The sequence below is a fragment of the Romboutsia sp. genome (assembly GCF_051659545.1).
In the GTDB taxonomy this organism is placed as follows: Bacteria; Bacillota; Clostridia; order Peptostreptococcales; family Peptostreptococcaceae; genus JBOFOR01.
On the sequence record NZ_JBOFOR010000001.1, the window covers coordinates 1 to 13745 of the forward strand.

Below are 13745 nucleotides of genomic sequence, written 5' to 3' on the forward strand. Positions count from 1 at the left end.
ATTTACTTCTTAGAAATTTAGAAAAAGTCAAGGGTTAAGTTAGTCTTGCCTTTTTTAGCTACAATTTAAAAAGAGTAATAAATATCTTAGGGGTTAAAGAGATAATAGCATCTCTTTGTGCTATTTTATATAGATTAAAGATTGAGCTAGATTATATATTTTACAATTTAGCTCAAAATTAAAGCATTAAAAGTTGATTTTTGCACAACCTGCCGGGTTTTTGCCAAGGAACGTAGTGACTTGATTTGTTACTTATCGTCCCATAAGAATCATTATATGAGCTACTGTATTTAAGTTGTTATCAATTAAGTGCTTATGTATATTACTAACTAAGAATCTATCATGTCCTAAAGACATAGTAAAGCTTTGTATAAGAACTAATAGTTTATCAATATCCATATCTTCTTTATAATGAGCACAAACTCCTATAATATTCATTTTAAGGATTGAGAATTGAACCATCATATTTAAATATGTATCTAGTAAATACATCTCACTTAAAGGAAATAAATTAGAAAACATATAATTCACTAAATAATTTTCAAGTATATACTCCTTATTTCTTATAAAAGTTTTGTAATATTTATCATAAGCTTCTATAAATTTAGTTTTAGTATCTTCTACATCTCCATCATTTAGTTTTAATGTATCTATTATATTTTTTAGATTATTTCTATATCTTTCATTAGTTATTTTATTATTATTAATTAATTTCGCAAATGTACTTGTCAAAAACTCTAATTGAGCATCTACTTTATTTTCCAAATCAAATTTATTCAATAATCCACTATATACTCCATTTTCAATATTTCTTGTATAGCTATCTATAGAGTCAGTAATTAGATTATTTTCTTCTTTGTTATTGTTTATATGATTAAAAAATAATCCTAGTATAGCTAATCTTTCTTCTATTGTATATTTTCTATTTTGTATTAAACTAATACAAAATACTCTAAGCTCATTAAAGTATTTTTCTTCAAGCTTTTTTGATTTTTCTACTTTTATACTTTTAGATATTCTAATATCCTCTGTTTCATCTAAATCTAAATTAAATTCTATTCCACTCTCTTTTAGTAGTGCTTTTTTTGCAACTTCAATACAAGACAAAGTTAATGATTTTTCTATGATATCATCAACTTTGTTATAAGTTCTCGGGTAAGTTTTACAAGTGTTGCACATATTATCAGGACCTAAATTAATGTACACTTCACATAGTCCTTCTTCTGAAAACATAGGACATACATCATCTATTAATTTTATCTTTCCATAACTACTTTCAGATCCTGACTTTCTGTTTCTATTTATACTATTGTTTAATTTATTTCTAAATTCTACATTTTTAGTTTTTTTATACTTCATATATGTATCTTTGTCTATAGTTATTGACCATCCTTTACAGCAATGGTCTTCACACTTATTTCCGATACATTTAAATTCATTATAATATTCTGGAACTAGAACTTTACATTTCTCCATTTTATCCTCCTACATACTTTATTAAAAAATATAAATTAATAAATTTTATTAACTTATATTTTTCAATAAACAAAAGAGTAAAGCATATGCCTTACTCTTTGTATTTTAATTATCTTAATAATTGTGTTACAGATTCTGGCTGTTGCTTAGCTTGACCAACCATAGCTTGAGATGCTTGATTTAATATATTTAACTTAGATAATTTAACCATTTCTTTAGCAACATCTACATCTCTTATTCTAGATTCTGCTGCACTTAAGTTTTCTGTTGATGTTGTTAAATTTGAAGAAGTATACTCTAATCTATTTTGAGATGCTCCTAACGTAGCTCTACCTGTGTTTATAGCTTCTAAAGCAGTATCTGCAGCTCCAACTAGCTCTTTAGCTTTATCTCTATCAGTTACATCTACCTTTGTTTTTAAAGTACCTGCTATACCTTCTAGATCCGTAAGTTTTATTTCTCTTTCTTCTGCAGTTGCCCCTGCTTGTATTTTAACCTTAGCAGCAGATCCTGTTGTAGTTAAAAGATCTTTACCGTTGAACTTAGTTTCTTTAGCTATCTGTTCTATTTCTCCTTGTAACTCGTCTAATTCAGCTTTTACCTTCGCTCTGTCTGTAGTTGATAAAGTTTCATTTCCAGATTGAACTCCAAGTTCTCTCATTCTTTGTACTATATTTCCAGCTTCTTCTAAAGCGCCTTCTGCTGTTTGAACCATTGATATACCATCTTGTACGTTTCTATCAGCTTGTTCCATACCTCTTATTTGAGATCTCATTTTCTCAGATATAGCCATTCCTGCTGCATCATCTCCAGCTTTAGTTATTCTTAATCCTGTAGATAATTTTTCCATTGAGTTTCCTGATAATGCAGTATTCTTTGACATTTGATTAGTTGCTATCATAGCATTCATATTTGTGTTTATTCTCATATTGATACCCTCCTTAGTTTTTTACGACATCCATGTCTGTGTTTTTTTATTATATTTCATTTTTTAAGTACTTAATCTAACTTAATACTCTTTTTTAATATTAATTCATTTCTGTTAATCAAAATGTAAAATTATCTTAATAATTGAGTTACACTTTCAGGTTGTTGTTTAGCTTGCCCAACCATAGCTTGAGATGCTTGATTTAATATATTTAATTTGGACAATTTAACCATTTCTTTAGCAACATCCACATCTCTTATTCTAGATTCTGCTGAGCTTAAATTTTCTGTTGATGTTGTTAAGTTTGAAGAAGTATACTCTAATCTATTTTGAGAAGCTCCTAATGTGGATCTTGATGTATTTATAGTTTCTAAAGCTTTATCTGCTGCATCTATTAATGTTTTTGATCCTGCTTTATCTGCCACACCTGTTGCCCCCGCTAACTCAGTATATGTAGCAGTTAATCCTTTAAGTGTTATTGTTCTTTCTTCTTCTGTCGCTCCTGCTTGTATTTTCACAGTTGAATCTGCTTTTAATAGCTCTTTACCATTGAATTTAGTTTCATCAGCTATTTTTCCTATTTCAGCTGCTAATTCATCTAGTTCAGCTTTTACTTTAGCTCTATCTGTAGTCGATAGTGTTTCATTCCCTGCTTGAACTCCAAGTTCTCTCATTCTTTGTACTATATTTCCAGCTTCTTCTAAAGCTCCTTCTGCTGTTTGTATCATAGATATACCATCTTGTACGTTTCTATCAGCTTGTTCCATACCTCTTATTTGAGATCTCATTTTCTCAGATATAGCCATTCCTGCTGCATCATCTCCAGCTTTAGTTATTCTTAATCCTGTAGATAATTTTTCCATAGAGTTCCCTGATAATGCAGTGTTCTTTGACATTTGATTAGTTGCTATCATAGCATTCATATTAGTGTTTATTCTCATAATATTACCCTCCTTAGTTTTTTAATGACATCCATGTCTTATTTTTGTAAGTAATACTCGGCTAAGTATTACTTACAATGTTATAATTCGGTATATATTTATAAAACTTTATACCTTTTCATTAAAAATATTTAATTTGTCTTTATTAAAATTTATGTATAAATTACTAGCATTTTTAGATAACTTGTATTCTTTTATTTCTTGCTTAACTTTCTCTAGGTTGTTACTTAACAAAGTTTTAATTTCTTTATCTATATCTAATACACCATCATCTATCAATTTTTTTTTAAATGTCTCTGAGTTTCTCTCTTGTTCTAGTATAAGCTGCCTTTTATTAAAAAGTTCTTCTAAAATATCTATATTTTCATTTTCTATAGCTTTAATTATACCTAAAGATATTTCTTTATAATTTTTTTCATATTCTGCCATTATTTTATACGCCCACCTTACATTTGTGCAAAGTAATTCATCTGAGAATTAAGTTTGTTCATACTAGCTTCTAATGATCCAAACTTTTTGTATAAATCATTTTCTTTATTAGACATCTTCCTTTGAAGCATTTTAATAGTTTCAGCTTGTCTTTTTAATTGCTCAGAATAAAAGTTATTAGCAGCAGAAGCTGTTTTTTCTAATCCAGCTTTCTTAGCAAATACAGATGATGATCCACCAACGTATTTATTCATAGTACTTTTCATACTTTCCATAACACTAGAACTATCTTTTGCAAACATTTCATACACTTTATCAGTATCACTTTCTAGAGCTTTTCTAAACTTATCTTCATCTAAAGCTATCTGACCTTTTTTAGTGTAATCTTCATGAGAAGTTAATCCAGTTTCATTTAAAATGGACATATTATCACCAAATATAGCTTTTTGCATATCATCCATAAATCGTCTCATTTCAGAATCATTTCTAAGTAATCCTACTTTTGCTTTCTTTTCCCATGATTCTATTTCTTCTTTAGACATATCTTTCTTTTGAGCTTCAGTTAATGGAGGATAGTCTCTATTTTGCTTTTGAGTTATCATGTCATACATTTTATCTATTATTTTATTGTAGTCTTCAACAAAGGACTTCATATTATCTATTACAGGTTGTACATCTTGTTTAGATGTTATTTCTGAAGTTCCAACTGCATGAATATCATATTTTATTCCATCAATAGTAAAGGAATTGATTTCTTCATTTAAAACTTTAGAAAATGAACCATCTTTTGACTCAACTTTTATTTCTGCATTACTTCCCATAAATTTATTACTTTTTGAGTTTCCTTGTAATCCTAAAAAGTCAAGTACATCACTATCATTTCCATCTGTACCTACAATCTTAAATCCACTACTTGCACCAGTTTTGCTTGATTCAATAGTAAATTTACCTGTCATATCACTATATGATGCTTTTACTTTTCCCTCTGAAACATCATTTATTTTTTTTACTAAACTATCTATTGTATCCGCTTCAAATTCAACTATTTTCTCATTTTTTTCATCTAATAGAAATCCATTTTCATCAACTTTATTTCCATCTTCGTCTTTAAAACCACCTTCTGGGTTTATAATAGCGTCTCCATTACCTTTTTTGTAAGTAGCCTCTGACATTATAGTTATCTCTTTAGAGTATATAGTTTCACCTTTTTCATCAGTTCCAAGCTCTATTTTAAACTTACCTTCAGATGGTAAACCTAATTCTTTTAAACTGGTTTTACTACCATTACTAATTTCTACACTTGAAGTTGCTCTTGCAGGTTGAGCTAATTTACCAATCTCAAATTTATAATTTACACTATTAGCTCCAGCAGTTCCCGTAGCTGTTATTATATTAGAATTCGAACTATTTACAGTTAATGTGTTCCAAGCACTACTATTTAATATTGAATTCTTAGACGATAAAGAAAAATACTTATCTTGAAATCCATTTATATCTTTAATTACCTCTCTGTATATCTCTTGTTGCCACTTTACTGTCTGCTCTTTTTGCTTTACCTTGTCTATCTTATTTTGCTCACCTGTAAGCATTTCTTTTACCATAGCTTCAGTATCCATACCTGTAGCCAAACCTGGTAGTCTTATCCCACTTACACTAGACATAAGTCATTCCCCCTTATTTACTAGTTTTTATTTTTCTATCAACCTCATGCCATAAATCTCTAACTTCTTCTATCAGTGGAAGTACATTATCAATTATCTGTACATCCTTTCTTATATTTGCTCTACTAAGTTCACTTTTTATAAAATCATACAGGTTGTACATATCTTCCATATAACTACCTGCACTTTTATCCATGGTTATCATTAATTCTAAAAATATATCTTGAACTCTAACTAACTCCTTATGCGCTCTAGCTATATCTTTTTCTAAAATAGCCATTCTAGCTATTTTAGTATATTTCACAGCTCCATCTAATAACATCAATAATAATTGTGATTTAGATGCTGTGTTTACTGAATTTTGTTTATATGTATTGTACGGGTTTGTTGCGTTCATAACTTTCTCCCTCATTTAATTACTTAAATAACTTTAGTATTTCATCAGCACTTATTATAGCTTCAGAGTTTTCTTGTTTTACATTTTCATATACTTCTTTTCTAAGTATCACTTTATCTTTAGGTGCTTCTATACCTATCTTTACACTTCCATCTTCTACTTTTACTATCTTTATTTCTATGTCCTCTCCTATTAATAGAGATTCTCCTTTTTTTCTAGTAATAACTAACATGCTTTTCACTCCCTACTAAAGGTTCCTTTATTTTATACTTGTCATCTTGAAGTATTAATTGTCTACCTTTATTGTTTATTATATTTATTATAACAGGAGCTTTTAAATTTACAGTACTAGTTTCTAAACTTTTTCCTAATGTTATTAAGTTTAATACTAATACATCTTCTTCTTTTTCTATTTGCAATTCTTTTACTATTTCATTATTTAAATCTATTTCATAGTCTTTTTTAATATCAAAAGGTGATATCGATAGAAATCCAATGTGTGCATCATCTGTAGATGTAATCATTTTCAATTTAGGATTTTCTTCTACATTACTCATTGTGAACTTTTTATATGCTTCAAATCCTGGGATTCCTTTTTCAAATGTTATTTCCATATTGTCCTCCTGATTATCTTAAATAATCCATAATTGTCGGTTGTATTAATTTTGTACCTACTTGAATAGATGCTTGATATATCATTTCTGCAGATTTTAATTCTATGAATTTTTGAACTTGGTCAACATCTTGGTCAAGTGATAATACACCTTTCATATTTAATATATTTTCATCATTAAGTTCTTTTACTTTTTCTGCTGTAGATACCCTTACTCCAAAAGATGTTCTTGTATCTACACTGTGATTAAAGAATTTATCTAAATTTTCTTTTGTAGTTCCTAATAGTTCTTTTTTGTTATTTTCAACATCTTTTCCACTAGCTATATCGTTCATACGTTTTGATATATTATTTATATCATTAAGGAATCCTCCATCAGTGATGTTACCGTCTTTATCTCTTTTAACATTAAATATCTCATCTGCAGAAGTATTATAATCTACAGTTATTCCATCTGATATATCTGCCTTTAAATCTTGTGAATTTGATTTTGGGTTTAATGATAATGTAACTATTCCATCTTTTTCTTCTATTATTACTGGTGGTTCATCTACATTGGTACCTCCAAACATATATCTTCCACCATGACTTGTATTTAATGATTCTCCAAGTTCTTTTATTTTTTCATTCATTTCAGCTTGTATTGCTTTCATTTCATTTTCTGAGTATGTACCATTTCCTACTTTTAATATAGACTCTTTTATATCATTAAGCACTCCTCCAACTTGTTCAAGTGATGAATCTGTATTATTCATCCAGCCTACTGTTTCATCTATATTGTAGTTATACTTTTCAGTGTATTTTATTTCATTATTTAAATTCATTATTTTTATAGCTTTATGCGGATCGTCTGATACTCTATTTATCATTTTACTTGAAGCAATTTGTTCATTTATTTTACTCATTCTTGTTAAATTTTCTTGTGTATCATACATATGATTTCTTATCATTGAAGTATTAGTTATTCTCATATTTACCTCCTTAATTATCTTTTTAGACCATTTATTACTACATCTAATAATGAGTCTATAGTTGATATAACTTTAGCACTTGCATTATATGCATGTTGAAATTGTACAAGATTTACCATCTCTTCATCAAGTGACACTCCTGATACATTTAACCTTGAATTATCTATGTCTTTAAGTATTTTGCTTTGGTTTTTTTCATTTCTTATTACTTCTTGTGTTTCATTTCCTAGTTTTTGAACTATGTTGTTATAAAAATTATTTATCGTTATTTCTTCGCCATCTATAGTTACCTTTTTATCTTTTAATTTGTACATTCCTTGTGCTACGTCTGCTGTCACTGATAGTATTTTAGGATCATTTATTATATCTTCATTTACTTGAAGTACTGGATTTTTATCTTTGTTATATACAAACAATTCTATTTTGCTACCATCTGGTGCTTTTAGTGTATCATTTACAGTTTTTGATATCACTTCAGCTAATTTATTTATCTCATTTTCATACTCATTAACTTTATTAATCATATCTAAAGAACCTTGTATTTCTCCTGATGTATTTAATTTTATATTAATTTTTCCATCAGCATCTTTATCCATTATTTCGTTAAGTTCTAATTTACCATCTTTTAAAGCATCTTTTACCTTATCATCATTTAAGTTTAGTTTAAAACTTAAGTCATCAATTATTTTATCTCTTTGATCTAATAAGTCGTTCGGTGTTTTACCACTACCTTCAACTATTTTTATATGCTTATCTAGATCTTCTAACTGTTTTAACATTCCATTTATATCTTCAATATCTTCATTTAACTTTTTCTCTGCTTGAGTACCTAATTGCTCTAGTTTTTCTTTTACCTTACTAATATTATTAGCTAGAAACTTACTATTTTGTATTACTATATCTCTAGCTCCACTATCATTAGGATTTTTAGAAAGTTCTTGCCAACTTGAAAAGAAGTTATTTATAGATGCTGATATAGATGTGTCTGAAGGTTCATTGAAAATTTTCTCCATTGTAGTATAATGCTCATATTTAACCCCTATCTCACCATAGTTATGACTCTCACTTCTAAACTGAAAATCATAAAAAGTATTCCTCATCCTAATAATATCAGTAGCCTCAACCCCAGTTCCTAACTGACCAGCACCCATACTACTGTTATACCCTGGATAACTATACGCACTTTTAGCGCTTTGCTCAACCCTCTGTCTACTATACCCAGGAGTATTCATATTATTAATATTATGTGATGTCGTCTGTATTGCAGTCTGACTCACAGTCATTCCCGATTTTGCTGCATGTAAACTACCTAATAATCCCGCCATTACTATTCCTCCTATCTACCTACTTGCCCATTGGCATTGTAAGTGCTTAAACCTTGACTTGGTTTTATACAATTAATCATCTTCTTAGTAAAAAACAACCTCTGCTTTATAAGCATTCCATTTGCTTCCTTTTGAATCTCTATCATCTTCAAAGTACTTTTTATCTCTTCATAAACAGCCTTAATCTTCTCATCATTAGAGCCTTCCACAAGCTCACTTATACTTGCTTCACTACCCATTATGCTTCTTCTTTTTATCTCTGTAGTTGCAAGTTCCTTAGCCACATCATCTAAATCCTTAACTATCTTATCCATCTTCAACACTTCTTTATTAATCACATATTCATACTGTTCATCAAGCAAGCTCAACATTTTTTTTAGTATATTTTTTTCTTCATAAATCACTATCTTCAATTCTGGATTCAATTACTTTTCTCTCCTTATATTCTCTATTATTTTTTTAGCTAGCTCTCTAGAATTCACTTGGTAGGTTCCATTTTCTATTCTTTGTTTTAATTCATTTATTTTATCCATATTGATATTCTCTTTGTCCGAATTTATTTGATTTAAATGCTTTCCTAAATCTGAAATTTCCACACTATCAGCCCTTTTTTCTTTTATGGGGTTTTGTTCTATTTTTTTAGACTTATATACATTTTGTATATTACTTAAATTCACTTTATCTATATTCATAACTTTACCTCCTTACAAATTTAGATTAATAATTATAAAATATCTTCTTCTACATGCTTAACCTTAGATAATCTTACTGCTAATTTATTTTCTATGATTAAACTTTCTCCACTTGCCAATGGCTGTCCGTTTACATTTATGTCTAGCTCTTCTTCTACGTGTTTATTTAATGATATTACATCTCCAACTTTTAGATTTATTATTTTATCTATTTTTTGTCTTGTTGCTCCCATAGATACTGTTACTTCAACTTTAGCATTCATTATTTCTTCACTCGTATTTACAGGTACTTTTTCTCCTTCAACTAGCTGTTCAAATTCTATATCGTAGATTTTATCCGTAGTTTTAATTTCTTTCATCTGTTCTTCTCCTTACACATATATATCTATTAAAAGCCCATTTATTTCGTCTATTTGAGCTGCAACGTCAAGGTTTTCTTTTTCATCATAAAGTAGTGACTTCGTCAATTCGTCTAGCTTTTCATTTACTGTTTTTACAGTTGTGAAATGATTACTATCCCAAAAACTATCATTTTTGTTTAAGGTATATACATAGTCTACTATTGATTTTAAGTATCCTTTTATAGCTTGTTTATACTTTAGTACATCAGTATAGTCTTGAGTTACTACTAGTCTTTCACCTGTTTTTTTTATTTCTTTTATATACGCATCTAGTTCTTCTTTAGTTTTAGCTCTATTTGTTTGATTAAAGCTATCATTAAAATCCAGTTTGCTTTTTACATTTTTGTTATCTATGCTTAAATTCGCACCTATACCTACATTTCCTACCTTCATTTTCGACCTCTAAAATTTTGTATTTTTATATGTTATATATACGACAATAGTTAAAAATACTTAAGTCATATTTATTTAGCTTTAGTTTTAAGTAGTCAAAGGTACACCAATCAGGGTATACACTTGTAGTAAAGGTGTACTCTTAAGTACCATAAACTTTACCATTAAAAAACTATACTTTTGCCCAATAGTTAATATAAGTAAATCTATCTATAATTTTAATAAGATATTAATTGTATATATTGAATAGTATTTAACTTTTAGATTAATACTCTCTTATATAGATACTTTATATATTAAATATTTTCAATATCTATATTACAATTTATCAATTTTTTTAAGGAGATACGTCTATGTTTAATGTAACAATATGTTGGGATAATACTGAGCAAGCTAAGATATTAAGCAAATACCTAGCTAAGTTTTCAATTAATAAGGATTTTGAATACGACCTATCTACATTTAGTTCTTTAGATAAACTACTTAATAATCGTCCTAACCATATAGATATCTTACTTTTATATGTTGAACTAACTGATAAAAACGTAGTCTTAACTATCTATGATAAAATAAAATCTTTGTATAGCAATATACAAATTATTTTTATCCCTGAGATACTTAACTTTATGTTAAATGGGTTTGCTTTAAAAGACTTTGCATATATGCTTCAACCGTTAAAGTACGAGTGTTTTGAAGAAGAGATGTTAGCTTGTGCTAAAGACTTGAGTCCTAGAATAGACGAAACTTATATTAATTTATTAAATGGATTATCTTCTAAGGCAATTGTCTATATAGAATCTGTTGGAAATGAATGTATAGTTTATACTAATAATTCTATGTTTCAGATTCCTTACAACATAAATTGTATTGAGAAGATTTTATCCTCTAATTTTTTATTTAGATGTCATAATAATTACATTGTAAATTTAAAAATGCTAAGTAAAATTGGAAAATACTACGTTATAGTAAATTCTAAAGAAGTTCCTGTAGCCACTAATAAGTTTGAAGAATTAAAACACAAACTTTTGATTATACTTAATCTATTATAAAAAAATCGCTTATTTATGCAATAAGCGATTTTTATTTATGCCATATAGTGTTTCATTACTTTAGGTACATAATTCTGAGTTTCCTTAGGCATTTTGTAAATATCATCCATAGACTTTACACCTCTGTTTGCCATTCTTGTAGGTCCTCCGTTATATGCCATTAGAGCCATTTCTACATTCCCATTGTATTTATCTAAGTAATCTTTTATATGCCTAGCTCCTCCATCTATATTTTGTTCTATATTAAATGGATCACTTACTCCATAGTGTTTAACATTTTCAGGCATCAATTGCATTAATCCCATTGCTCCAGACTTTGATACACAATTAGGGTTAAAGTTTGACTCAACTTTTATTATTGATTTTATTAAATTTTCGTCTACTCCATACTTTTTCGCACTTTGTGCTACTGCTTTGTCAATTCTTTCATTTATACTCTGATCTTTATTGGTAGATTGTATTTTATTTGTGTTAATAATAGTATTTTCAGTTTCTAAATTTGAGTTTGAATTATTATTATAAATATCTAAAAAATCAGTATTTACATTATTATTTATATTAGTTTGTACTACTGCTTTTAATAAACTTATCATTACCATTTCAAATGCATTGCTATTACTATTTTTACAATCACAATTACTAGTATTACCTAAAGGAACATTTGATGTTAATTGTGATAGTTGTATTTTATCAATCATTTTTTATCACCTCGTGTTTATTGTACGGCAAAAGTATAATTTCTTTAATATATTTATAATTTAAAACTCTGACTTACCCAAACTTTTATTTTTTAAACTGCATAGTTTATTTTTATTCATTCATTTTTAACTATTTTTAAGGCTATTTTTATATCTTTTAGATATTATTACGAATTAACATTTTCTTAACTTGCATTTTTGTTTTTCTACATGTTATTATATTCCTATATAAAAAATAATAAATATACAACTCAATAAGAGACGTTATTTATCATAAGGGGGAGTATGTCATGAAGAAAAAATTAGGTCTTACTAGCAAAATATTTATCGGTATATTTATTGGGATTATATTCGGGTTAATTATAAAAGGAATGCCAAGTGGTACCTTAAAAGATGATCTTTTACTAAACGGAATTTTAAAAGTATTAGGTACTGGATTTATAAGTTCAATAAAAATGCTAGTTGTCCCATTAGTATTTGTATCTTTAGTATGTGGTTCATCTTCTATGGGTGATATAAAGAAATTAAGTAGAATCGGCGGAAAAACTTTATTCTTCTATTTAATAACTACTGCAATAGCTATAAGTTTAGCTCTTCTTGTAGGTATTTTAATCAATCCAGGTGCTGGACTTGACATGTCAGGTTTAATAACTTCAAAGCCTACAATAGGTGAAAGTCAATCTTTAACAGATATTATACTAGCTATGATTCCATCTAATCCTGTTCAAGCATTAGCAAGTGGAGAAATGTTACAAATAATAGTGTTCTCATTATTATTAGGTACATCTATGAGTATGATTGGTGAAAAAGCTGACCCTGTTAGAAAGTTTTTTGAATCTGCTAATGAAATATGTATGAAAATGGTAAGCTTAATAATGTTATTAGCTCCATATGGTATTTTTGCATTAATCGCAAATACTTTTGCTACAACTGGTTTTGAAGCTATATTTTCACTAATTAAATACATGTTTGCTGTATTATTAGCTTTAGCGTTACAAGTACTTATAGTTTATTCAGGTATGATTAAGATATTTACTAGACTTAGTCTTAAACCATTCTTTAAAAAATTTGCAAATGTTGCTGCTATAACTTTCTCGACAGCTTCAAGCAATGCAGCTTTACCTGTAACTATAGAAACTATGGAAGATTTAGGTGTAGATAATTCAGTTGCATCTTTTACTCTACCTTTAGGTGCTACTATTAATATGGATGGTACTGCTATAATGCAAGGTGTTGCTTGTATATTTATTGCTCAGCTATACGGTATAGATTTAACTATAGGAAGCTTCTTAACTATAATACTAACAGCTACTTTAGCATCAGTTGGTACTGCAGGTGTACCTGGTGTTGGTATGATTACTTTATCTATGGTTTTAACTTCTGTTGGTCTTCCTTTAGAAGGCATTGGATTAATTATGGGTGTAGACAGATTATTAGATATGGCTAGAACTACTGTTAATGTAATGGGAGACTGTGCTTGTACTTTAGTGGTAAGTAATAGTGAAGGGGAATTAGATAAATCTATGTACTACGGTAAAAAAGAAGGAGAGCTTGTTGCTATAAATGCATAAAATATAAACAAAGTGGGTGTCTCAAAATGAACCTTTCATTAATGAGGCACTCTTTTTTTGTATATAGTAGTATAACTTTAAGAAAATAGTATTAAATTTCATAAAGTAGTTAATAAAAATAATATGGCATATGATATAAAATTTAAACAAAGAGTACTCGAATATAGAGGAGAAGGTCATACATTTAAAGATACTTGTAA

The 13745-nt window shown here is 28.2% G+C and carries 17 protein-coding genes; 2 read left to right on the forward strand and 15 right to left on the reverse strand.

Features of this window, described 5'->3' with window-relative positions; genetic code table 11:
- Positions 1-252: 252 nt before the first annotated feature.
- From fliB to ACRC03_RS00070, 14 genes are all read right to left on the reverse strand, one after another.
- Positions 253-1476, reverse strand: a complete 1224-nt coding sequence (gene fliB / locus ACRC03_RS00005; RefSeq protein WP_438650485.1) for a flagellin lysine-N-methylase — start codon at positions 1474-1476, stop codon at positions 253-255.
- A gap of 109 nt (positions 1477-1585) precedes the next feature.
- Positions 1586-2404, reverse strand: coding sequence for a flagellin N-terminal helical domain-containing protein (locus ACRC03_RS00010; RefSeq protein ID WP_438650486.1), 819 nt, complete (start codon positions 2402-2404; stop codon positions 1586-1588).
- Between the two features lie 131 nt (positions 2405-2535).
- Positions 2536-3345, reverse strand: coding sequence for a flagellin N-terminal helical domain-containing protein (locus ACRC03_RS00015; protein ID WP_438650487.1), 810 nt, complete (start codon positions 3343-3345; stop codon positions 2536-2538).
- Positions 3346-3453: 108 nt separating this feature from the next.
- Positions 3454-3774 carry a flagellar protein FliT gene (locus ACRC03_RS00020; protein WP_438650488.1) on the reverse strand — a complete coding sequence of 107 codons (321 nt, stop codon included), beginning with the start codon at positions 3772-3774 and terminating at the stop codon, positions 3454-3456.
- A gap of 17 nt (positions 3775-3791) precedes the next feature.
- A complete protein-coding gene (gene fliD, locus ACRC03_RS00025) occupies positions 3792-5435 on the reverse strand; it encodes a flagellar filament capping protein FliD (RefSeq protein ID WP_438650489.1) in 1644 nt (547 codons plus the stop codon).
- A 13-nt stretch (positions 5436-5448) separates the two neighbouring features.
- The gene (fliS, locus tag ACRC03_RS00030) at positions 5449-5832 is read right to left on the reverse strand and encodes a flagellar export chaperone FliS (RefSeq protein WP_438650490.1); all 384 of its coding nucleotides are present in this window, start codon (positions 5830-5832) and stop codon (positions 5449-5451) included.
- A gap of 19 nt (positions 5833-5851) precedes the next feature.
- Positions 5852-6064: a carbon storage regulator CsrA gene (gene csrA / locus ACRC03_RS00035; RefSeq protein WP_438650491.1), complete on the reverse strand. Its 213-nt coding sequence runs from the start codon at positions 6062-6064 to the stop codon at positions 5852-5854.
- The gene (fliW, locus tag ACRC03_RS00040; protein ID WP_438650492.1) at positions 6048-6446 is read right to left on the reverse strand and encodes a flagellar assembly protein FliW; all 399 of its coding nucleotides are present in this window, start codon (positions 6444-6446) and stop codon (positions 6048-6050) included. The genes csrA and fliW overlap by 17 nt, the downstream gene beginning before the upstream one ends.
- 13 nt (positions 6447-6459) lie before the next feature.
- Positions 6460-7416: a flagellin N-terminal helical domain-containing protein gene (locus ACRC03_RS00045; protein WP_438650493.1), complete on the reverse strand. Its 957-nt coding sequence runs from the start codon at positions 7414-7416 to the stop codon at positions 6460-6462.
- 14 nt (positions 7417-7430) lie between these two features.
- Positions 7431-8741: a flagellar hook-associated protein FlgK gene (gene flgK / locus ACRC03_RS00050; RefSeq protein WP_438650494.1), complete on the reverse strand. Its 1311-nt coding sequence runs from the start codon at positions 8739-8741 to the stop codon at positions 7431-7433.
- 11 nt (positions 8742-8752) lie between these two features.
- The gene (locus ACRC03_RS00055; protein WP_438650495.1) at positions 8753-9166 is read right to left on the reverse strand and encodes a flagellar protein FlgN; all 414 of its coding nucleotides are present in this window, start codon (positions 9164-9166) and stop codon (positions 8753-8755) included.
- On the reverse strand, positions 9167-9433 hold the full coding sequence (gene flgM / locus ACRC03_RS00060; protein ID WP_438650496.1) for a flagellar biosynthesis anti-sigma factor FlgM: 267 nt from the start codon (positions 9431-9433) through the stop codon (positions 9167-9169).
- Between the two features lie 32 nt (positions 9434-9465).
- Entirely contained in the window at positions 9466-9792 is a 327-nt protein-coding gene (locus ACRC03_RS00065) for a FliM/FliN family flagellar motor switch protein (protein WP_438650497.1), read from the reverse strand.
- 12 nt (positions 9793-9804) lie between these two features.
- Positions 9805-10227 carry a YaaR family protein gene (locus tag ACRC03_RS00070; RefSeq protein ID WP_438650498.1) on the reverse strand — a complete coding sequence of 141 codons (423 nt, stop codon included), beginning with the start codon at positions 10225-10227 and terminating at the stop codon, positions 9805-9807.
- 353 nt (positions 10228-10580) lie between these two features.
- Between ACRC03_RS00070 and ACRC03_RS00075 the strand changes: the two genes are divergently transcribed.
- On the forward strand, positions 10581-11276 hold the full coding sequence (locus ACRC03_RS00075) for a LytR/AlgR family response regulator transcription factor (RefSeq protein WP_438650499.1): 696 nt from the start codon (positions 10581-10583) through the stop codon (positions 11274-11276).
- Positions 11277-11311: 35 nt separating this feature from the next.
- Here the strand turns inward: ACRC03_RS00075 and ACRC03_RS00080 are convergent, their stop codons facing one another.
- Complete coding sequence (locus ACRC03_RS00080; protein ID WP_438650500.1) at positions 11312-11974, reverse strand: lytic transglycosylase domain-containing protein; 663 nt, start codon at positions 11972-11974, stop codon at positions 11312-11314.
- Positions 11975-12264: 290 nt separating this feature from the next.
- Between ACRC03_RS00080 and ACRC03_RS00085 the strand changes: the two genes are divergently transcribed.
- Positions 12265-13545, forward strand: a complete 1281-nt coding sequence (locus ACRC03_RS00085; RefSeq protein WP_438650501.1) for a dicarboxylate/amino acid:cation symporter — start codon at positions 12265-12267, stop codon at positions 13543-13545.
- Positions 13546-13745 lie beyond the last annotated feature (200 nt).

Bases quoted from the DNA above. Each gene is read 5' to 3' on its own strand.
- fliB (WP_438650485.1), bottom strand. From the start codon at position 1,476: ATGGAGAAATGTAAAGTTCTAGTTCCAGAATATTATAATGAATTTAAA.
- ACRC03_RS00010 (WP_438650486.1), bottom strand. From the start codon at position 2,404: ATGAGAATAAACACAAATATGAATGCTATGATAGCAACTAATCAAATG.
- ACRC03_RS00015 (WP_438650487.1), bottom strand. From the start codon at position 3,345: ATGAGAATAAACACTAATATGAATGCTATGATAGCAACTAATCAAATG.
- ACRC03_RS00020 (WP_438650488.1), bottom strand. From the start codon at position 3,774: ATGGCAGAATATGAAAAAAATTATAAAGAAATATCTTTAGGTATAATT.
- fliD (WP_438650489.1), bottom strand. From the start codon at position 5,435: ATGTCTAGTGTAAGTGGGATAAGACTACCAGGTTTGGCTACAGGTATG.
- fliS (WP_438650490.1), bottom strand. From the start codon at position 5,832: ATGAACGCAACAAACCCGTACAATACATATAAACAAAATTCAGTAAAC.
- csrA (WP_438650491.1), bottom strand. From the start codon at position 6,064: ATGTTAGTTATTACTAGAAAAAAAGGAGAATCTCTATTAATAGGAGAG.
- fliW (WP_438650492.1), bottom strand. From the start codon at position 6,446: ATGGAAATAACATTTGAAAAAGGAATCCCAGGATTTGAAGCATATAAA.
- ACRC03_RS00045 (WP_438650493.1), bottom strand. From the start codon at position 7,416: ATGAGAATAACTAATACTTCAATGATAAGAAATCATATGTATGATACA.
- flgK (WP_438650494.1), bottom strand. From the start codon at position 8,741: ATGGCGGGATTATTAGGTAGTTTACATGCAGCAAAATCGGGAATGACT.
- flgM (WP_438650496.1), bottom strand. From the start codon at position 9,433: ATGAATATAGATAAAGTGAATTTAAGTAATATACAAAATGTATATAAG.
- ACRC03_RS00065 (WP_438650497.1), bottom strand. From the start codon at position 9,792: ATGAAAGAAATTAAAACTACGGATAAAATCTACGATATAGAATTTGAA.
- ACRC03_RS00070 (WP_438650498.1), bottom strand. From the start codon at position 10,227: ATGAAGGTAGGAAATGTAGGTATAGGTGCGAATTTAAGCATAGATAAC.
- ACRC03_RS00075 (WP_438650499.1), top strand. From the start codon at position 10,581: ATGTTTAATGTAACAATATGTTGGGATAATACTGAGCAAGCTAAGATA.
- ACRC03_RS00080 (WP_438650500.1), bottom strand. From the start codon at position 11,974: ATGATTGATAAAATACAACTATCACAATTAACATCAAATGTTCCTTTA.
- ACRC03_RS00085 (WP_438650501.1), top strand. From the start codon at position 12,265: ATGAAGAAAAAATTAGGTCTTACTAGCAAAATATTTATCGGTATATTT.